Source organism: Burkholderia sp. BCC0398 (assembly GCF_902833245.1).
Classification (GTDB): domain Bacteria; phylum Pseudomonadota; class Gammaproteobacteria; order Burkholderiales; family Burkholderiaceae; genus Burkholderia; species Burkholderia sola.
The window spans coordinates 466,554-485,810 of sequence record NZ_CADFEM010000003.1; the positions used below are offsets into that span (position 1 = coordinate 466,554).

The window sequence follows — 19,257 nt, forward strand, 5'->3', positions numbered from 1 at the left end:
CCGCGTGCGGGACAGCAGCATCGGCGCGTCGGCGTACAGCGGCGCGGCCGGTTGGCGAGCGTCTTCGTCTTGCCCTGCTTCTGCAGCAGATCGATCGCGAGCGCGAGGCCGCCCGATTCGCTCGACACGCCGACGCGGTCGCGATTCAGCCGCAGCAGGTCGCCGAGCGTCAGCGCACCGCCTTCCACGCCGCCGAGCGCGTTGAACTGGATCTTGCCCGGATACTGGACGCCGAGATCGAGGCTGTCGTTCATGTTCACCTCGAGCACCTGCACGTCGAGCGTCACTTCCGATTGCGGGATGTCGAGCCCCATCACCACGCGCTCCGCGACCTGGATCGTCTCCGGCGTGTCGCGCATGACGACCGCGTTCACCCGCTCGTCCACGTACACGTCCTTCGGCTTGACCATCTGGCGCAGCGCGGCCATCACCGATTTGGCGTCCGCATGCGACAGGAAGAACGTGCGAATCGCGAACTCCGTGTAATTGCGGGCCTTCTCAGGCTGCGACGGGTAGACGAGCAGCGTGTGCTTGTCGAGCACCTTCTTCTCGAGCTGGTTGGTACGCAGCAGCAGGTTGATCGCGTCTTCGGCGGTCGTGCGCTCCGCGAGCAGCGTCGCGGCCTGACTGGTGTCCACGTCGCGGTCGAACACGAAATTCACGCCGGACACGCGCGAAATCACGTCGAAGATGTTGGCCAGCGGCTGCTGCTTGAAATTGAGCGACACCGGCTTGCGCAGCGCGTCGGACAGTTGCGGGCGCACCGCGCGGCTGGCCTGCGACTGGCGCAGCATCGTGTCGCGCAGGCGTTTGGCGCCCGCGTGGTTCGGTTGCTCGGCGAGGATGCGCCGCGCGATCTCGAGCGCCTCCTGCGGTTTCTCGCCGCCGATGCGCTGCGCGCGCGCGAGGTCGACCGCCATTTGCTGGCGGCGCTTGACCTGCTCGAGCATCTGGGCGGCTTTCAGGTTGCCCGGATCTTCGCCCAGCACGTTCTCCAGGTGATCGATCGCGGCCGCATGGTTGCCCTGCGCGACTTGGCGGTCGGCTTCCTTCAGTTCCGCGCGCACATACGCTTGCCGGCTGAATTCGACGGCGGTCGTGACGGCGATGTCGTCGGGCGCGGCGGCCTGCTGTTGCTGCAGCGTGCCGAGTCGTTCGGCGGGCGTCGCGGCGGCATCGGGCGCGGCATTGAACGGGGTACTTGCGCATCCTGTCAGCGCAAGCGCCGAAATCAGGAGCAACAGACTGACTTTACGTTTCATGATGGTGTTCGGCAGAGGTTGGATTCGGGGTTCATTGGATCGGGACGGGCAGCGACAGCTCGACATCGGCACTGCCGCGGGTCACGATCACCGTGCCCTGTTCGCCCAGTTTCTTCAGCCGGTAGCCTTCGGCGATCTCGTCGCCCGGCCGTACCGCGTCCCGCACGTCGCAGCGCGATCCGCACAGCAGGAACGTCTTGCCGATGCCTTCCAGCACGACGATGCGCTGGCCGCTCTCGCGCCACTCCCCGGCGATCTCGAACGGGACGGCGGCGGCCGGCGGCGCGTCGATCGGCGTGTCGAGCGACGGCGGTTCCGGTTCGGGTGCGGGTTCGGGCGCCGCGACCGGCGGCGGGTCGTCGCGCGCCGGCTCCGCGCCGAGCGACGCCCAGCTCTGCGCCGGGAAGACGTCGACGATCGGCGCCGGGCTGCCGCTCTCGTGCGCGGCGCTGCCGCCGGAGAGGCAAGCGGTGGCGACTGCGAGCGCCAGCGGGATCAGGACGGTGCGCATCATGTATCGGGCCCCAGCAGGCTGACCCGCAGGTCGGCGGTGACGGTGGCGCTGTCGATCCGGTCGCGCTCGATCGACACGCCCTCGATGCGCACCATCGGCTGGTCCGCGATCTCGCGCATCGCTTCGCGCAGCCCGACATAGCTGCCGCTCAGCGCGATGCTGATCGTGAGCCGGCGCAGCTTGCCCTTCATCTCGACTTCGCGGCGATACGTCGCGTGCTTGCGATCCATGCCGCGCTGCGACAGGATCTGGAAAATCGAGTACGCCTGCTCGCTGCTGCGCAGTTGCTGCACCTGCTGCAGCGTCATGCCGCCGGCGCCGGCCTGCTTGCCCGGCTTCGGCAGCGCGGCCAGCTCCGCCACGCGCGCCGAACGCTCGGCCTCGAGCCGCTCGTCGTCCGGCTGCAGGTGCAGCGCGTGAGCGCCGATCAGCGCGACGACCAGTCCGCCCGCGAGCAGCCCCGGCACGCCGAGCTTGGCGGTCGCCGCATAGGCGCCCCAGCGCAGCCGCGCGGCAAGCGCCGTCGTGTCGATTGCTTTCAGGTTCGTCATGGGTGTTCGATGCTCAGGCTGAAGTGAAAGATGTTCTTGCCGTCCTCCGCTTTCGTGCGGTGCTGCAGCAGGCCGATCTTGCGGTCCGGGTGACGGTCGTTCAGACGATCGACGAAGATGTAGATGTGCGACAACTCCGCCGCGCCGCCTTCGATGCGCGCCTCGCGGCCGGCCTTGTCGACCGTCAGCGATTTCAGCGCGATTTGCGGCGTCCATGCGTGCTCGATCCAGTCGACCACCGACAGCCCGGAGCCCGCGGCGCTCGTCTTCTGCTCGGCGAGCACGCGCTCGATGCGGCGCTGCTCCGGCGTCATGCTCTTCTGCCGGCGCTGCTCGCGCTCGATCGCGCGCTTGCGCTGGTCGATACGGCTTTCGAGGCGGCCGACGTCGTCGCGCAACTGGTCGACGCGCGACCACTCGCTCGCGGCGAATGCACCGGTGAGCAACGCGCAGCACAGCGCGACGGCCGCCCACGGCGTGACGCGCGTGCGAGGCGCCGCGAAATCCAGTTCGTCGACGCGCGTCATGCCGGTTCTCCGGATGCGCACACGGGTACGTCGCCCCACCCGTCGTCGAGCAGCGTGACGTCGTCCGCGGCAGGCGGCGCGCCGTCGAGCGCACTCGCGAACGCCGCGCCGGCCAGCGGTTGCCCGGCCATCAGCGCGGCGGCGGCGAACCAGTCGTCGAGCCGCCGGCCGCCCGCACGCGGCAGCGTGACCACGTCGGCCCACTCGCCAGCGCGACGAAACACGCAGGTGACGACGCGCGGCTGCAATAGTGCGTAGCGGCAGTCTTCCGCGCTCAGGCGGCCCGCATGCAGCGTGAGCGACGCCGACAGCGCATCGCGCACGCTGACGAGCCGCCAGCCGGTGGCGCGGCTCACGGTCGCGAGCGACGCGAGCAACGTGTCGCAGGCCGCCACCGCCAGACGTGCGCGGCCGTGCCGCGCGGCTTCGATACGGATGCGCAGCGCACCGCGCTGCGCGCGGGCGGCGAACAGCGCGCGCGCATAGCCGTCCCAGGCGGCGTCCGACACCAGCCCGTCCTGCCACGGCAGCACGACGCCATGCGTCCACGGATGGCCGACGACGATCCGCAGGCGGTTGCACATCGGCAGGCGCTGCTTCGGCAGGTCGCCCAGCACCCGCGCCAGCGCGTCGGCCGGCAGTCCGTCGTGCGCGACGACGATCTGCGGCGGGCCGGCGCGACGCACGCGCCAGCCGTCGCTCGTCCACACGCGCAGCGTGTCGGCGTCAAGCACCGCGACGGCGTTATTCCACGGCGATCGCACGCTGCACCTCCTGGAACGTCGTGAGCCTCGCGCGAATCGCCGCCAGCCCCGCGTCGCGCATCGACTGGTAGTCGGCGTTGTCCGCAAGCGCGCGCGTCCGCTTCTCGATCGAGCGTTCGAGCAACGCGACCTTCATCGCGGCGTCGAGCGTCAGCACTTCCGCGAGCCCGATCCGGCCGTGATAGCCGGTGCCGCGGCACGTCTCGCAGCCCGCGCCGGGCGCGACCACGCGCTTCAGCTCGTCGAGCGGCGCGTCGCGCAGGTCGGCGCCGTGCGCGGCGTCGCCGCAGTTCGCGCAGATCCGGCGTACCAGGCGCTGCGACACGACGCCGTTCAGCGCCTCGAGAAACGTCGACGGCTCCACGCCCATGTAGATGAACCGGTCGATCACGCTGAACCCGTCGTTCGCATGCACGGTCGACAGCACGCGGTGGCCGGTCAGCGCGGATTGCACGGCGATCGACGCGGTCTCCTCGTCGCGGATCTCGCCGACCATGACCGTGTCCGGATCGTGACGCAGGATCGAGCGCAGGCCGCGCGCGAACGTGAGCCCCTTGCGCTCGTTGACCGGAATCTGCAGCACGCCCTGCAGTTCGTATTCGACCGGGTCCTCGATCGTGATGATCTTGTCGTCGCCGGTGTTGACCTCCGACAGCACCGCGTACAGCGTCGTCGACTTGCCGCTGCCGGTCGGCCCCGTCACGAGCATCAGCCCGTACGGACGATGCGCGAGCGCGCGCACGCGCCGCGCCGTCGGCGCATCGAAGCCGAGCACGTCGAGGCTCACGCTGTCGCCGCGCTGCGACTTGTCGAGCACGCGCATCACCGCGTTTTCGCCATGGGTGCCGGGAATGATCGACACGCGGAAATCGATTTCGCGGCCCTGCATCACGACCTTGAAGCGGCCGTCCTGCGGCACGCGCTTCTCCGCGATGTCGAGCGCGGCGAGCACCTTGAGACGCGACAGCGTCTGCGCGGCCGCCTCGAGCCCCGGAATATGGCGGATCGACTGCAGCACGCCGTCGATCCGGTAGCGGATCGACAGGCCGTCCGGCACCGCTTCGAGATGAATGTCGCTGGCGCGGCTCTGCAGCGCGTCGTAGAGCGTCGTGTTGACGAGCCGGATGATCGGGCTTTCGTCCTTCGCGATGCTCGCGAGCGAGATCGACTCGATCGCCTGCGCGAGCGAATCGCCCTGCGTATCGATCGTCACGTCATCCATCAGCCGCTCGCTCGACTCGATGTCGCCGAGCAGCCGCTCGACCTCGCCCGGCGCGCTCATCGCCAGTTCGATCGGCCGCGTGCCGAAGCGCGCAAGCAGTTCGTCGCGCACGTGGCGGGCGAACGGATCGGCGACGACCACGCACGGCGCGCCGTCGAGTTCGACCGGCAGCACGCGCCAGGTCAGCGCGTCGTGCAGCGGCAGCAGGTCGAAGCGCGTGCGCGCCGCGCGCAGCGCATCCGCGTCGACTGCGCCGATGCCGAGGCAGGCGGCCGCCTGTGCGAGCAGCGCCGCATCGGCGGCCAGCAACCCGCCGACGTACTGCGCGAAATCGACGCCCGATGCGTCGGATTCCGACTGCCAGCGTTGAACGATGTGTTCCGTTTTCATTGAATTTTCTCCAGTTGGACAGTGGAATCGCGAACGCGTTGGCGCTCGGGCTATCCGACGCTGCCGGCCAATTCGAAGATCGGCATGTAGAGCAGCAGGACCACCGCGCCGACCGTCGCGCCCACCGCGAGCATCAGGACCGGTTCGAACACCTTGCTGAGCATCTCGATCGCGCGGTCGAGCGCGCCGTCGTGAAACTGCGCGATGTGCTCGCACATCCCGCCGAGGTCGCCGCTCTGTTCGCCCACGCGCAACAGCCGCTCGGCGACCGACGTCGTCAATCCATGCGCGGCGAGCACGGCCGCGACCGGCCGCCCTGCGCGCATCTCGGTCAGCGCGACGGCGAGCCGCGCGCGAAAGTGCTCGGGCAACACCTTGCCGGACAGCTCCAGCGCCACGATCGCCGGCGTGCCGCCCGCGATCAGCAGGCCGACGGTCCGGTAGAACCGCGTGAGCGCGAACAGCGCGCAGATGTCGCGCACTTTCGGCGCGCGCCACATCAGGCGCTGCACCGCACGCTTGAACGCGGCCGAGCGGAGCCCCAGCGCCGCGCCGACGAACGACGCAGCGACCGCGAGCCCGACCGCCATCCCGTTCTCGCGCAGCAGGTTCGCCCACCAGAGCATCGCGCGGGCCGTCGCAGGCAATGTGGCGAGCGATTCGAACACCACCGCGAAACGCGGGATCACGAAGAACGCCATGAACAGCAGGATCGCGATGCCCACGCCGATCACGACCGCCGGATAGATCAGCGCGCCGATCACGCGCTTGCGAACCTGTTCGATTCGCACTTCGTATTGCTGATAGCGCTTGAGGACGAGCGGCAACTGACCGCTGCCCTCCGACGATTCGATCGTCGCGACGAGCAGCGGCGGAAAAATGGCGGGCTGCTGCGCGAGCGCCTTCGACAACGGCTGCCCCTCGACCATCACCGCCAGGATCCGGTCGATCACGTGCTTCGCATCCCGGCCCGAATCCGCCTTGTCGCGCAGCGCCTCGAGCGCCTCGATCAGCACGAGGCCCGCGTCGAGCAGCGTCGACAATTCCTGCAGGAACAGCGCGAGCGCGAACTTCGGCGCCCGTCTGCGACGCCCGAAACGGGCATCGCGCCGCACCTCGAGCACGACCGCGCCCTGCGCCGCGAAGCGCGCCCGCACGTCCGTCTCGCTTGCCGCTTCGACCGCCTGCTGCGTGACCTTGCCGGCGGCAAGCACGCGTACCCGAAACGCGTCCATCGCTACCTCCGCCAGTCGTCGAGCAGCGCAAGGCTCGCGTCGCGATCGCTCGTCAGCGCGTGGTACACGCGCCAGACCTTGGTCGCATAAGCCTTGCGCGCGGGTTCCCGTTTCGTCGACGACCCGGCGTTGTACGCGCCGACTGCGTTCCACGTGTAGCCGTGCCGGTCGATGAATCCGGCGAGAATCGACGCGCCGGTGTCGATCGACGTGCACGGCTCGTCGATCAATCGCTTGTGCGTCACGCCGACCTTGACGAGACGCGGCAAATGCGAACTGTTGATCTGCATCAGCCCGATGTCGTAGGTGCCGTTCCGGTTCCAGTTCATCGCGCGCGGGTTCAGCGCGGATTCCACTTTCGCGATCGCGACCAGCAGCAACGGATCGATGCCGTGACGATCGCCCGCCCGGGTCCAGCAATCCTTGGCCGCGGCGCCGGACGCGCAGGCGGCGAACAGCGCCACCCCCGCGATCCAGCGGCGCGGACCCTTACATGTCATAGACGAGGTCCGCATCGAGACCACTCCCGCCGACACGACCGTCCCGTCCGAGCGACACGATCTCCGCCTCGCCTTCGCGGCCCGGCACGTTCCATTGGTAGGCGCGGCCCCAGCCGTCCTTCGGCACCGCCTTCGCGAGGTACGGACCGTTCCAGCCGTCGCTGCCTTGCGGCTGCGCGACCAGCGAGTCGAGCCCTTCGTCGGCCGTCGGATAGCGGCCCGTGTCGAGCCGGAATTGCGTGACCGCGTCGCCCAGCGTCTTCATCTGCGCTTCGGTCGACTTGACCTTGGCCTTGTCGACCTGCGAGAACAGCTTCGGACCGACATAGCCGGCCAGCAGCGCGATGATCAGCAGCACGACCAGCAGCTCCAGCAGCGTAAAGCCCTGCTGGCCGCGGCGCGTTGCCCATTTCCGGTAGTTCTGTTTCACGTCGTTTGCCCTCTGTAGAGATCCCGGCACGGCGTCGCGGCCGGGGGCCGTCGTGTTGCAGACGGCAGGTGAGTGAGGCGCTTTCGGAGAGGTGGTTCGATTGAAGGAAAGCGCCGATCGATGAGGTCATTTTCCCGGGGGAAGGGAAGCGTCACCACCTTCATCAACGAAATATCAAAAACGGTTTTGAATCGGCCGACTCGCGACCGCGCGTCAGCAAAAAAGCCGCGCGCATGGCTGCGCGCGGCTCACGTCATCTCCTTGTCAGGTCGTTACTTGCTGCAGGCGCCCAGGTCCTTCCACACCTTGCCGGTATGGTCGGCGCCCGTCGATGCCGGATCGCCCGGGACCTCGTTCTGGGTCCACCAGCGCGCCTCGTACGTGCGGCCGTTGTGCTGCACCTTCGCACCGCCCGTGTAGGCCGTCCCCTGCTTCCATGCAGCCTGGCACTGAGCGCCTTCGCCGCCCGATTCGCCGGTCAGCTTGAACGTGGTGGTTTCCTGCTTCAGCGTGCCGCCCTCGATCTGCGACGTCGCCACGGCCGTGTGGTCGCCCGCCTTCGCGTTCGCGATATCGACGTTCACGTCGCCCTGCATGCGCATCGTCGACGACTTCGAGCCGACCAGCGAGTTCGCCGCGTCGTAGACCTTCACCGTGACGTTCGTGTCCTTGGTGTGATTGAACTTCAGGAAGAACTTCGCGGTCGCCTTGCCGTTCTGGATCTTGAACTCGCCGTTGTTCGAAATGCTGAAGCCTTCGTCGAGGCCGCCTTCCGGCTGGTGATCGATCGTCGTCTCGGTGCGCACGATGCCGCTGGTGCTCTTCGAGAACACGTCGTTCTTGCCAAGCGCGGGCTCGATGCGGCCGTCGCGCTCGACGCCGGCGATCAGGTTCGCCGCCTGCGTGCGGTTGATTTCCTTCGCGAGCAGCATCGGCCACATGTTGCGTTCGCCCTGCTGCGCGGAGCCGATCGTCACCGTGGTCTTCATCGACGGCACTTCGCCGCCCGACTTGAACACGCGGTTCGTGACCTTGTCGCCAGTCTTCAGGTCCATCGTCGGCGCGATGCTGCCGACGTTCGACCAGTTCGGCTTGCCCGGATCGGTCGGGCCGCCGGCGTCGGTGATGTTCAGGTCGGCCACGTTATAGAACATGCCGGCCGTATCGCCGACGTGCCACGTCGTCAGCATCACGTGATGGCCCTTCTTGTCCGACGGGATCGTGCAGCCGTGCGGGCCGATCTCGTCGGCTTTTTTCATCCCGCCGTCGATCGTGCAGAACGGCGCCAGGTCGAACTGCTCGCGCGTGAGCTTCGCGTTCGGATTCCAGCCCTGCTTCGTCAGGTAGTACTTGAATTCCTTCGTCACGTGCGGCGCGGTGAACGTCCACTTGAACTTCTGCGCGCCCGGCTTGATGTCGGTGATCTTCCAGCGATCGACCGACTGCTCGTTGAGCTCGCTGAACTGCGTCACGCCGCCGCTCGCGATCTCGCCGTCCGGCGCGCCGGCTGCCGGGAAACCCTGCTTGCCTTCGATGCTTTGCGGTTCGTAGGTGACCGAACCGCAGTTGAAGTTTTCGACCTTGCCCGCCTTCGAACTGCACAGCAGGCCGCGCGACGGCGGCTCCGACAGGTAGCCGTGGGCAAACGCGGCTTGCGCGAAGAACATCGACGCGCAGGCTACGAGCGGCGACAGGGTAAAGAGGGTCTTTTTGGCTGATCGGGTTCTCATCTGATTCCGTTGGGTTGAGCGTTGAATGGAGTTGCCTCGTTAAGCGAATCGCGAACGATCCGCCGGAATGTGCGTGACGTATGTCCTGCTGACGAAACGCTGGGTGCAGCAACGGTGTCGTCGATCCGGCGTCCGAGGTCCGGATGACGCCCGGCGGCACGCAAAGCGGCCAGGTCGTCGCGAACGTGAAGACGCCCGGCGTAAAGAAGATGCAGGTTCGCGTGATCGACGCCAACGGCGCCTCGACCGACAGCGCGCCGCTCGACGTGGTCGTGTTCGACACGATTCCCGAACTGGCGGACGACCTGCCGAACAACGCGAGCAAGACCCACAAGCCGTATGCGAACACGTCCGACTCGGTGGTCGGCACCTACTTCGCGACCTGGTCGATCTACGATCGCAAGTTCAACGTCGACAACGTGCCGGTCGAGAACCTCACGCACATGCTGTACGGCTTCATCCCGATCTGCGGCGGCGCGGACGTGAACGCGTCGCTCGCGAAGGACCTGCCGGGCTCGTTCAACACGCTGATGCAAAGCTGCAAGGGCCTGCCCGACTACAGCGTCGCGATCCACGACACGTACGGCGAAATGGCCAAGGCGCTGCCGGGCCAGACCGCAAATTCGAAGCTCAAGGGCGTGCTCGGCCAGATGATGGCCGCGAAGAAGCGCAACCCGAACCTGAAGATCCTGCCGTCGATCGGCGGCTGGACGCTATCCGACCCGTTCTTCCAGATGCACGATCCGGCGAAGCGCAAGGTGTTCGTCGATTCGACCGAACAACTGCTGCGCACGTGGAAGTTCTTCGACGGCGTCGACATCGACTGGGAATTCCCCGGCGGCAAGGGCGTGAATCCGTCGCTCGGCGATCCGGTGAAGGACGGCCCGCTGTATGTGACGCTGATGAAGGAACTGCGGCAGATGCTCGACAAGCTGTCGCAGGAAACCGGCAAGACCTACGAGCTGACGTCGGCGATCGGCGCGGGCAAGGACAAGATCGACGTGGTGAACTACAAGGAAGCCACGAAGTACATGGACTACATCTTCGACATGACGTACGACTTCTACGGTGCGTTCAGTCTGACGGAGCTGGGCCATCAAACCGCGCTGTACGCACCGGACTGGAAGCCCGACACCGCGTACACGACGCACAACTCGATCAAGGCGCTGCTCGCGCAGGGCGTCGATCCGAAGAAGCTCGTGGTCGGCGCGGCGGCGTATGCGCGCGGCTGGAACGGCGTGCACGGCTATGCCGACGGCAATCCGTTCACCGGCACGGCGACGGGCCCGCACAAGGGCCAGTGGGAGCCGGGCATCCTCGACTACAAGAAGCTCAAGGCGGAGATGATCGGGCCCAACAACGCCGGCATCAACGGCTACGAATACCACTACGACCAGACGGCCGAAGCGCCGTACGTGTTCAACAAGAGCACCGGCGAACTTCTCACGTTCGACGACGAGCGCTCCGTTCTCGCCAAGGGCGACTACGTGCGGGCGCATCAGCTGGGCGGCCTGTTCTCGTGGGAAATCGACGCGGACAACGGCGACATCCTGAACGCGATGCACAAGGGCCTCGGCCACGGCGACGAAGGCGGCGGCGGTGCCGAAAACCATCCGCCGGTCGCAAACGCAGGCGCCGACATGACGGTGACCGGGCCGCAGACGGTGACGCTCGATGCGTCGAAGTCGCGCGACCCCGACGGCGACAAGCTGAGCTTCAAGTGGGAACAGGTCGGCGGCGATCCGCTGAAGCTCGTCAATGCGACGAGCGCGACCGCGAGCGTCGACGTGCCGTCGGTCAAACAGGACACGAAGTACACGTTCCGCGTGACGGTCATTCGACACGCTGTCCGGGCCTCGGTATTCGTCGTCGTGACGAATGCCCCGCCGAAACGCAAAAAGGCCGGACCCGCGCGGCACGGGATCCGGCCTTTCATCGATCGGGTTTCAATCCTCGCCCGGCTTCGGCAAAGCGCACGCCCGCGCTGCCGTTCCGGTACCCGGCGGTTACGCGTCTTCGAGCATTTGCGCTGCGGTTCTCGGCAAGCGTACGGTAAAGCGGCTGCCCTGCCCCGGCGCCGACGTCACCTCGACCGATCCCCCGTGGCGCTCGATCACTGCCTTCACGAACGGCAGCCCGAGGCCGACACCGCCACTTGCGTCGCGATACATGCCGTCGACCTGAAAGAACGGTTCGAACAGCCGCGGCATCGCGTCGGCCGGAATGCCGATCCCCTGGTCCTGCACCGCGACCGAAACCTGCCGGTCGTCGGCATCGATCCACACGTCGACCACCGTGTCCTCGGCCGAGTACTTGATCGCGTTGTCGAGCAGATTGGTCAACGCGCGCAGCAGCATGTCGCGATTGCCGAGGACGAACGCGTCGTCACCCTCGTAATGCGGGCCCTCGACGCGGATGCGCTTCCCGTTCGCGCTGTGCCAGACATGATCGACCGCTTCCGTCGCGAGGTCGCTCGCCGACATCGGCACGTAGGCATGCGTGTCAAGGTGCTCGGCGCGCGACAACTGCGTGAAATCCTGGGCGACGCGCAGGCTGTAGTCGACGAGCTTGTGCAGGTCGGCCAGGAAACCCTCGTCGCTCGCGCCATCGGCCTGGTTGCGCTCCTCGAGCAGCGAGAGCACCGTCGACAGCGGGTTGCGCAGATCGTGCGCCATGTGCCGCAGCGTCCGCCGGTCGCTTTCGACCGCGGCCTTGATGTTGTGGATATCGACGAGGCAGATCATGCTCGCGGTCGAACTGTGCCGTTCGCCATCGCCGAACGGCGTCACCATCACCATCTGCGTGCGCCCGTTCAGCGCCAGCTCGGCCGAATGGATCTTGCCGCTCGCCTTCGCGGTCAGCACTTCGTCGCGCACGATCGACAGCACGCGCCGTACCGCCGCGTCGCCGTCGGCGTCGAGCGCCGCCAGCATCGCGCGGCCGCGTGCGTTGCACATCAGCATCTCGCCACGCTGTTCGACGAAGATCGGATACGGCAGCGTCTCGATCATGTCGACATACGCCGTCCGCCATTCGCGAATGCGCTGCATCGCGAGGTCGACTTCATCCGTCGTCGGCAGCCCGCTGTCCGCGCCGGCCGCGGGCGGCAAGCCGACGAACGCGTGCTGGCCGGCCAGCCCGCGCAGCATCCCGTATTCGCTCAGCAGGAACGCCCGCAGGCTGCCGGCGCGCCGCCAGCCGCATATCGCGAAAATCAATACGCACACGGCAAGCAACGGTCCGATCGGCGTCCAGTACGACCCATGTACGAGCAGCAGCATTTCGGCGGCGACGAACGCGGCCAGCCACCCGATCGCGAATGCATACATGCGCCAGCCCGGCACCAGCAGGCAGATCAGCAGCATCCCCGTCGCGACCGCGATGCTGACGGCGATCTGGATCGCGATCGGCTCGCGCCACAGGATCTGGCCGTCGACCAGCGCCTGCGTCACCAGCGCATCCACCTCGACGCGACGCAGCCGTCCGCCCGCCGACGTCGACAGGTCGTAGACGCCGGAGAGATCGGACATCGCGTCGCCGACGAAGACGATGCGGCCGCGCCACGCCGACTCGGGGATCCGCCCCTTCAGCACATCGACGTACGAATAGCGGTCGAGATCGAAGCGCGCCGGCAGGAGCAACGCGAGCGAGCTCGCTTCGACATGGCCCATCCTGGACACGTGATCCTGCACGTGAAGGCGCACGTCGCCGGCCGGCAGCGACCTCCCCGCGACACGAATCGCCTCCAGCGCGACATGCGACAGTTCGCGGTCCGAATCGCCGGCCCGGACGTACGGCACGATGCCCTGCACCAGATGGTCGCTGCCGAGCACGACGCTGCGCTGGCCGACGGCCGCCGCCGCGCCGCGCAACCGCGGCGCGGGCAGCAGCACGGTGTCGGCGCGCGTGCCCTCCGGCGACACGTGGGCGGGCAGCACGACGCGCCCGTGCCGGGCGAGCGCAGCCACGAGCGCGTCGTCGCCGCGCGCCGGGCCGAACATCGTCATGTCGAGCACGACGCTCGATGCGCCGCCCAGGCGATCGAGCACTTGCGCATAGGCGGCTCGCGTATAACTTGCATCGCCCCCCAGTTCGGCGACCGTCTTCTTGTCGATCGAGATGACGACGACATCGTCGCGCGCGCCGTAATCGACGCCGGTCGTGACCAGATTCCAGTACAGACGGTCGAGCGGAGACAGCAAGGTCTCGGCCGCCGGCGTACAGCTGAGCACCGCCAGCAATGCAACGCCGGCCGACAGCGGCCAGACGGCGGGCCGCACGGACGTCGCGATTCTCCAGACTCGATTGAGCCAGTCAGGCATGGGATGGCATTCCGCGTTATTGTTTTATTTGCCCGAGTTCGATGGTGCGCATTTCCTGAATTGTCTTGCGGCGGATCGTCCGCATTCTTCGTCGCACTGGCGATCCCGCCGCGCGACTACCGCGCAGGCGGGCTCGGGTTCCTCAACACACAACCGCGCCGCATTCGGCTGCCGGTTACCAGACCGACATGTTGCTCGAATCGCTTTGATTTTTTTCAAGTTCCAGATTCAATTATCTCTTGTCCCATAGGATTTATCCGCACTTTAGTACTTGTCTTATCCCTCGAAATCAAGCGTGCTGCCCACGACGAGGACGGACGGCAACGCTCCGCCGTTGTCTGCGCAACGGGACGACGGGTCGCGGGCCGGTTCGCGTCGATACAGGGCCATCGCGCCGCAGTTTCGTCGTGCAACGGCGCGGTCCGATCCGTCGAGGTGCCGGCGGCTATCGAGCGCGAACGAATATTTTTGGTGGGTTCCAGTGGAATTGTGTTGACAGCCACTTCGGACCCGCTATAATTTCGGTCTTTCGCATCGCAGCAAGCGAAACGTGCCCAGGTGGCGGAATTGGTAGACGCACTAGGTTCAGGTCCTAGCGGTGGCAACATCGTGGAGGTTCGAGTCCTCTCCTGGGCACCATCTGTATTTAAAAAGGTCGGCTTTCAGCCGGCCTTTTTCATTTCGGCACTTCCATCGCGACTGCCCGTCTTCGCCCCTTATGTCGGCCGCTCCGATCGATAGCAGAATTTATCGGTTATCAATCCCCCTCCCCGTTGTTACGTTAGCCGCCTCGCTTTCAACGCATCCAACGAGGAGTCCCCTTCATGACGTCGATGAACCGCCGCACATTCGCACGCGCGATGCTGGCCGCGGGCCTCACGGCCGCCGGTGTCCGCGCGCACGCCGAGAACGCGCCGGCCGCACTGCGCATCGGTTACCAGAAGTCGTCGACGCTGATCACGCTGCTCAAGACGCGCGGCACGCTCGAGCAGGCGCTGACGCCGCTCGGCCTGACCGTGTCATGGCATGAATTCGCGAGCGGATTGCCGCTGACCGAAGCGCTCAACGTCGGCGCCGTCGACTTCAGCGCCGATGTGGCCGATACGGTCCCGGTCTTCGCGCAGGCCGCGCATGCGCGTTTCGTGTATGTCGCGCAGGAGGCGCCTTCGCCGAAGGCGCAGGCGATCGTCGTCAAGCAGGACAGCGCGCTGCGCACGCTCGCCGATCTCAAGGGCCGGCGTATCGCGGTCACGAAGGCAGCCGGCAGCCACTACCTGCTGCTCGCCGCGCTCGCCCGCGCGAAGCTCGCGCCCGCCGATGTGGCGATCCATTACCTGACGCCCGCGGACGGCCGCGCCGCATTCGAGCGCGGCAGCGTGGACGCATGGATCACGTGGGACCCCTATGTCGCGTCGGTCGACCGGAATCCCGACGTGCGGATCCTGGCCGACGGCAGCGGACTCGCGTCGTACCAGCGCTACTACCTCGCATCGAGCAGCTTTGCCGCCGCGCGCCCCGACGTCGTCCAGATTCTGTTCGACCAATTGTCCCAGGCCGGCGCGTGGCTGCGCGACCATCCGCAGGACGCCGCGAACACGCTCGCGCCGATCTGGGGGCTCGATGCTGCGACGATCGCGCGGGCGAATGCGCGACGCAGCTACCTCGTCCGCGCGGTGGCCGCGCAAAACTTCGGCGAACAACAGAAGATCGCCGATACGTTCCTGGCGGCCGGACTGCTGCCCGCCCGCGTCGATACCAGCCAGGCGGAGCGCTGGAATTTCACCGCGAAGCGCGCGGAACCGATCGGCGCGTGACGATCGCGCCACGCCACGCGCGCATTATTTTTATCGCTCCGGATGAAATTGTGTTGACAGACTCCGTCAGCACGCTAAAATAGCGGTCTTCGCATCGCAGCAAGCGAAACGTGCCCAGGTGGCGGAATTGGTAGACGCACTAGGTTCAGGTCCTAGCGGTGGCAACATCGTGGAGGTTCGAGTCCTCTCCTGGGCACCATCTGTTTTCTAAAAAGGTCGGCTTCTAGCCGGCCTTTTTTCATTTCAAGCCCAGGAAACAAAGCGCCTGTGCGCCTTGCGCGAGGGCTCGAAAGGCTGCGCTTGCAAGCGCAGCCGGCTGGCGTCGTGATTACACCGTCCCGGTGACGCGCACGACATGCTGAATCCCGTCCCTCGCCATCTTCGCGTACGGACAAATCGCCTCCGTCTCCGCGACCAGCTCGCGCGCGGCAGTTGCGCCGACGCCCGGCATGCCGACCTCGAGATCGAGCGCGATCGCAAACAGGCCATCCACCGGATCGCGCTGAAACGTTGCGCTGGCCGTGATCGCGAGATCGGGCGGCAAGCGCACCCGGCGCCGCATCGCCACCAGCGTCAACGCGCCGTGAAAGCACGCCGCGAAGCCGGCCGCGAACAACTGCTCCGGATTCGTACCGCCACCCACTCCGCCCAATTCGACCGGCAGGCGCAACGACACATCGAGTTCGCCGGTTGTCGAACGCGCGTGGCCGGACGAACGTCCGTGGGCCGCTTCGCCGCCGGTGACCGTCACCGTCGTCGTGTAAAGCGGCAGCGGTTCGCTGCCGGTATAAGGATCGAGCAGCGATACCGAAGGCCGCGTCGTACGATGCATGGCGTTTCTCCCGAGTGCAGACGCCGGACGGCTCCCGCCGCCCTGCGTCCAGTAAACGATGAACGACCGACGCTGCCGGCCCCGCATCACGCGGCGCCCGCAGACATCGCCCTCTTCCGGCTGTGCTTTCGCATGCAGCCGAGCCGGCAATCGTGACGCGCGGCCGGCAGCAAATCCATCAGACGAATTCGAAATTCCCGGCCCCGAAACGAGCCGCGGGCGGCCGAGCCACGCTGCCGTTCCCGGATACGACCGGGATTTCCCTAGGCTGACAGACCGCCGTTCGCGCGGTTAAATAAATCAACATGATTTATTTAATGCGCCGCCGAGCGGTGCGACATGGAAGGAGACGCCATGAGAAGCCCGCACTTCGGCCAGGGAAGCAATTCGGCCAACGTGCGCCGTTACAACGAGCGCCTGCTGCTGAAGACGCTGCGCCGTGCGGGCAGCGCATCGAAGGCCGACCTCGCCCGTCTCGCGAGCATGACGGGGACGGCGGTCGGCAGCATCATCGCGTCGCTCGCCGACGCGAAGCTGATCGAATTCGCGGGCCGCACCGAAGGCCAGCGCGGCCAGCCGGCGTCGCTGATCCGCCTCGATCCGCGCGGCGCGTTCGGCATCGGCGTCCATCTCGACCGGATGCGCATCGAGACGGCGCTCGTCAATTTCGCGGGCGACGTGCTCGGCCGCCGCTCGCACGACACGCTGCTTCCGCCGCCCGCCGACGTGCTCGAGATCGTGCGTCACGACATCGACGCGATGCAGGCCCTGCTCCCCGACCATGAACGCGCGCGCCTGACCGGCGTCGGCGTCGCGCAGCCGTACAACCTCGGCGCGTGGATGCGCGAGCTCGGCCTCGCGCCCGACACGTTCCGCGCGTGGGAAGACGTCGACTTCGCGGCCGACCTCGGCCGCACGCTGTCGCTGCCCGTATTCGGCGAAAACGACGGCAACGCGGCCGCGATCGCCGAACTGTTCTACGGGTACGGCCGGCAGTGCGACGACTTCGTCTACCTGTTCATCGGGCCGGCGATCGGCGGCGGCATCGCGATCGACGGCGACTGCCTGCGCGGCGTGACCGGCAATGCCGGCGACATCGCGGTGATTCCGGTGCCGCCGAGCCGGCTGGCCTCCGCGCCGCCGCCGCGCGGCCCGTGGGACATCCTGCTCGCACGCGCCTCGCTGCATGCGCTCGTGCGCCACCTGCGCCATCACGGCGAGACGGTCGACAACCGCGCCGATCTCGAAGCCTGCATCGCCCGCGGCCTGCCGGCCGTCGACGAATGGATCGACGACTGCGTCGACGCGCTTGCGCCGGCGTTGCGCGCGGTGCTGTGCGTGATCGACGCGCCGGTGGTCGTGATCGACGCCGACACCGACGCGGGCCTGCTCGACGCGCTCACGACCCGCCTGCGCGCGGCGCTCGTGGCCACCGCGCCCGAGGCGCGCGGCACGCCGGTCCTCGTGCGCGGCACGTTCGGCGCCGATGCCGGCGCGATCGGCGCCGCCACGCTGCCTATGTTTTTCAACTTCTCCCCGCGGGCCGGCATCCTCAAGGGCGCCCGCACCGATTCGCAGGAGGTCCACCATGTCGCGTTCTGAGTCGCCCCGCCCGCTGCTCGAGATGCGCGGGATCAGCAAGACGTTCCCGGCCGTGCGCGCGCTCGACAACGTCAGCCTCACCGTCTATCCGGGCGAGATCCACTCGCTGATGGGCGAGAACGGCGCGGGCAAATCGACGCTGATGAAGATCCTGTCGGGCGCCTATCGCGCCGACGCCGGCGGCGAGATCCTGATCGACGGCCAACGCATCGACATCGACGGCCCGCTCGCCGCGCGCGATGCCGGCGTCGCGGTGATCTACCAGGAGCTGTGCCTGTCGCCGAACCTGACCGTCGCGGAAAACATCTACGTCGGCCGCGAACTGCGCCGCGGCAACCGGCGCTGGGGCACGATCGATCGCGCGGCGATGGCGCGCGGCTGCCAGGACGTGCTCGCGCGCCTGGGCGCCCCGTTCGGGCCCGACACGCTCGTCGACACGCTGTCGATCGCCGAACAGCAGCTCGTCGAAATCGCGCGCGCCGTGCACACCCGCGCCCGCATCCTCGTGATGGACGAGCCGACCACGCCGCTGTCGTCGCGCGAAACCGAACACCTGTTCCGCCTGATCCGCCAGTTGCGCGAGGAAGGCCTCGCGATCATCTACATCAGCCACCGGATGGCGGAGATCTACGAGCTGTCCGATCGCGTGTCGGTGCTGCGCGACGGCACGTACGTCGGCACGCTCGAACGCGAGGCGCTGTCGGCCGAGCGACTCGTCGCGATGATGGTCGGCCGCGACATCTCCGGTTTCTACAAGAAGGAACACGCGCCGTACGACCCCGGCCACCTGCTGCTGTCGGTCCGCGACATCGCCGACGGCGCGCGCGTGCGCGGCTGCAGCCTCGACCTGCACGCGGGCGAAGTGCTCGGCATCGCGGGCCTCGTCGGCGCGGGCCGCACCGAGCTCGCGCGGCTGATCTTCGGGGCCGAGCCGCGCGTGCGCGGCGACGTGAAGCTGGGCGAGCGCACGTTCGGCGCACACTCGCCGCGCGACGCGATCGACGCGGGCCTCGTCTACCTGACGGAAGACCGCAAGCGCCAGGGCCTGTTCCTCGACATGAGCGTGCGCGACAACATCAACATCTCGGTATGCAACCGCGATGCGCGGCTCGGCGCGCTCGACCTCGCGCGCGGCGCCGAACGCGCGCGCGACGCGATTGCATCGCTGTCGATCCGCGTCCCGCACGCGAACGTCAACGTCGGCGCGCTGTCGGGCGGCAACCAGCAGAAAGTGCTGCTGTCGCGCCTGCTCGAGACGAAGCCGCGCGTGCTGATCCTCGACGAACCGACGCGCGGCGTCGACATCGGCGCGAAATCCGAGATCTACCGGATCATCAACGAACTGGCCCGTGCCGGCGTGGGCGTGATCGTGATCTCGAGCGAACTGCCGGAAATCATCGGCGTCGCCGACCGCGTGCTCGTGATGCGCGAAGGCGAGATCGCGGGCGAACTCGGCGGACACACGCATACGCCGATCACGCAGGAAGCGATCATCGCGCTCGCCACCGGCTCGCAGGCCGAACTGGCCGACGCGCACTGACCACGGCCCCTTCATTTCCCTC

The 19,257-nt window shown here is 67.4% G+C and carries 14 protein-coding genes, 2 tRNA genes and 2 pseudogenes; 6 read left to right on the plus strand and 12 right to left on the minus strand.

Annotated features, from left to right (window positions below):
• Positions 1 to 350: 350 nt before the first annotated feature.
• From HWX76_RS37015 to gbpA, 10 genes and pseudogenes are all read right to left on the minus strand, one after another.
• A pseudogene (locus tag HWX76_RS37015) lies at positions 351 to 1,328 on the minus strand (secretin); the annotation flags it as partial.
• A complete protein-coding gene (locus tag HWX76_RS08765) occupies positions 1,294 to 1,776 on the minus strand; it encodes a hypothetical protein (RefSeq protein ID WP_050012532.1) in 483 nt (160 codons plus the stop codon). The pseudogene HWX76_RS37015 and the gene HWX76_RS08765, both read right to left, overlap by 35 nt.
• Positions 1,773 to 2,327 carry a hypothetical protein gene (locus HWX76_RS08770; protein ID WP_050012531.1) on the minus strand — a complete coding sequence of 185 codons (555 nt, stop codon included), beginning with the start codon at positions 2,325 to 2,327 and terminating at the stop codon, positions 1,773 to 1,775. Before HWX76_RS08770 ends, HWX76_RS08765 begins: the two co-directional genes overlap by 4 nt.
• On the minus strand, positions 2,324 to 2,854 hold the full coding sequence (locus HWX76_RS08775; protein WP_176015700.1) for a hypothetical protein: 531 nt from the start codon (positions 2,852 to 2,854) through the stop codon (positions 2,324 to 2,326). The genes HWX76_RS08770 and HWX76_RS08775 overlap by 4 nt, the downstream gene beginning before the upstream one ends.
• Entirely contained in the window at positions 2,851 to 3,618 is a 768-nt protein-coding gene (locus HWX76_RS08780) for a hypothetical protein (RefSeq protein WP_235356171.1), read from the minus strand. The genes HWX76_RS08775 and HWX76_RS08780 overlap by 4 nt, the downstream gene beginning before the upstream one ends.
• Positions 3,599 to 5,230 carry a GspE/PulE family protein gene (locus HWX76_RS08785; RefSeq protein WP_050012529.1) on the minus strand — a complete coding sequence of 544 codons (1,632 nt, stop codon included), beginning with the start codon at positions 5,228 to 5,230 and terminating at the stop codon, positions 3,599 to 3,601. The genes HWX76_RS08780 and HWX76_RS08785 overlap by 20 nt, the downstream gene beginning before the upstream one ends.
• Before the next feature lie 50 nt (positions 5,231 to 5,280).
• Positions 5,281 to 6,465 carry a type II secretion system F family protein gene (locus tag HWX76_RS08790; RefSeq protein ID WP_089488399.1) on the minus strand — a complete coding sequence of 395 codons (1,185 nt, stop codon included), beginning with the start codon at positions 6,463 to 6,465 and terminating at the stop codon, positions 5,281 to 5,283.
• A gap of 2 nt (positions 6,466 to 6,467) precedes the next feature.
• Positions 6,468 to 6,980: a lytic transglycosylase domain-containing protein gene (locus HWX76_RS08795; protein ID WP_089488644.1), complete on the minus strand. Its 513-nt coding sequence runs from the start codon at positions 6,978 to 6,980 to the stop codon at positions 6,468 to 6,470.
• Entirely contained in the window at positions 6,955 to 7,395 is a 441-nt protein-coding gene (gene gspG, locus HWX76_RS08800) for a type II secretion system major pseudopilin GspG (RefSeq protein WP_050012527.1), read from the minus strand. The genes HWX76_RS08795 and gspG overlap by 26 nt, the downstream gene beginning before the upstream one ends.
• Before the next feature lie 272 nt (positions 7,396 to 7,667).
• Entirely contained in the window at positions 7,668 to 9,125 is a 1,458-nt protein-coding gene (gbpA, locus tag HWX76_RS08805; RefSeq protein ID WP_176015701.1) for an N-acetylglucosamine-binding protein GbpA, read from the minus strand.
• Positions 9,126 to 9,334: 209 nt separating this feature from the next.
• Here gbpA and HWX76_RS08810 point away from each other — a divergent pair.
• A pseudogene (locus HWX76_RS08810) lies at positions 9,335 to 10,921 on the plus strand (glycosyl hydrolase family 18 protein); the annotation flags it as partial.
• 210 nt (positions 10,922 to 11,131) lie between these two features.
• Here HWX76_RS08810 and HWX76_RS08815 read toward each other — a convergent pair.
• A complete protein-coding gene (locus tag HWX76_RS08815) occupies positions 11,132 to 13,447 on the minus strand; it encodes an ATP-binding protein (RefSeq protein WP_124630426.1) in 2,316 nt (771 codons plus the stop codon).
• 552 nt (positions 13,448 to 13,999) lie between these two features.
• Here HWX76_RS08815 and HWX76_RS08820 point away from each other — a divergent pair.
• From HWX76_RS08820 to HWX76_RS08830, 3 genes are all read left to right on the plus strand, one after another.
• A tRNA-Leu gene (locus HWX76_RS08820) sits at positions 14,000 to 14,086 on the plus strand.
• A gap of 185 nt (positions 14,087 to 14,271) precedes the next feature.
• Complete coding sequence (locus HWX76_RS08825) at positions 14,272 to 15,261, plus strand: aliphatic sulfonate ABC transporter substrate-binding protein (protein WP_050012523.1); 990 nt, start codon at positions 14,272 to 14,274, stop codon at positions 15,259 to 15,261.
• A gap of 112 nt (positions 15,262 to 15,373) precedes the next feature.
• Positions 15,374 to 15,460, plus strand: a tRNA-Leu gene (locus HWX76_RS08830).
• 129 nt (positions 15,461 to 15,589) lie between these two features.
• Here HWX76_RS08830 and HWX76_RS08835 read toward each other — a convergent pair.
• Positions 15,590 to 16,093: an Ohr family peroxiredoxin gene (locus HWX76_RS08835; RefSeq protein WP_050012522.1), complete on the minus strand. Its 504-nt coding sequence runs from the start codon at positions 16,091 to 16,093 to the stop codon at positions 15,590 to 15,592.
• A gap of 354 nt (positions 16,094 to 16,447) precedes the next feature.
• On the opposite strand from HWX76_RS08835, the gene HWX76_RS08840 reads away from it, so the two are divergent.
• Together HWX76_RS08840 and HWX76_RS08845 are read left to right on the plus strand one after the other, a co-directional pair.
• Entirely contained in the window at positions 16,448 to 17,695 is a 1,248-nt protein-coding gene (locus tag HWX76_RS08840) for an ROK family protein (RefSeq protein ID WP_176015702.1), read from the plus strand.
• Positions 17,682 to 19,235: a sugar ABC transporter ATP-binding protein gene (locus HWX76_RS08845; protein WP_124556384.1), complete on the plus strand. Its 1,554-nt coding sequence runs from the start codon at positions 17,682 to 17,684 to the stop codon at positions 19,233 to 19,235. Before HWX76_RS08840 ends, HWX76_RS08845 begins: the two co-directional genes overlap by 14 nt.
• Positions 19,236 to 19,257: the final 22 nt, after the last annotated feature.

What these genes read in the sequence shown, in the direction of transcription:
- HWX76_RS08765 (WP_050012532.1), bottom strand. Translation starts at nt 1,776, where the DNA reads ATGATGCGCACCGTCCTGATCCCGCTGGCGCTCGCAGTCGCCACCGCT.
- HWX76_RS08770 (WP_050012531.1), bottom strand. Translation starts at nt 2,327, where the DNA reads ATGACGAACCTGAAAGCAATCGACACGACGGCGCTTGCCGCGCGGCTG.
- HWX76_RS08775 (WP_176015700.1), bottom strand. Translation starts at nt 2,854, where the DNA reads ATGACGCGCGTCGACGAACTGGATTTCGCGGCGCCTCGCACGCGCGTC.
- HWX76_RS08785 (WP_050012529.1), bottom strand. Translation starts at nt 5,230, where the DNA reads ATGAAAACGGAACACATCGTTCAACGCTGGCAGTCGGAATCCGACGCA.
- HWX76_RS08790 (WP_089488399.1), bottom strand. Translation starts at nt 6,465, where the DNA reads ATGGACGCGTTTCGGGTACGCGTGCTTGCCGCCGGCAAGGTCACGCAG.
- HWX76_RS08795 (WP_089488644.1), bottom strand. Translation starts at nt 6,980, where the DNA reads ATGCGGACCTCGTCTATGACATGTAAGGGTCCGCGCCGCTGGATCGCG.
- gbpA (WP_176015701.1), bottom strand. Translation starts at nt 9,125, where the DNA reads ATGAGAACCCGATCAGCCAAAAAGACCCTCTTTACCCTGTCGCCGCTC.
- HWX76_RS08815 (WP_124630426.1), bottom strand. Translation starts at nt 13,447, where the DNA reads ATGCCTGACTGGCTCAATCGAGTCTGGAGAATCGCGACGTCCGTGCGG.
- HWX76_RS08825 (WP_050012523.1), top strand. Translation starts at nt 14,272, where the DNA reads ATGACGTCGATGAACCGCCGCACATTCGCACGCGCGATGCTGGCCGCG.
- HWX76_RS08835 (WP_050012522.1), bottom strand. Translation starts at nt 16,093, where the DNA reads ATGCATCGTACGACGCGGCCTTCGGTATCGCTGCTCGATCCTTATACC.
- HWX76_RS08840 (WP_176015702.1), top strand. Translation starts at nt 16,448, where the DNA reads ATGAGAAGCCCGCACTTCGGCCAGGGAAGCAATTCGGCCAACGTGCGC.
- HWX76_RS08845 (WP_124556384.1), top strand. Translation starts at nt 17,682, where the DNA reads ATGTCGCGTTCTGAGTCGCCCCGCCCGCTGCTCGAGATGCGCGGGATC.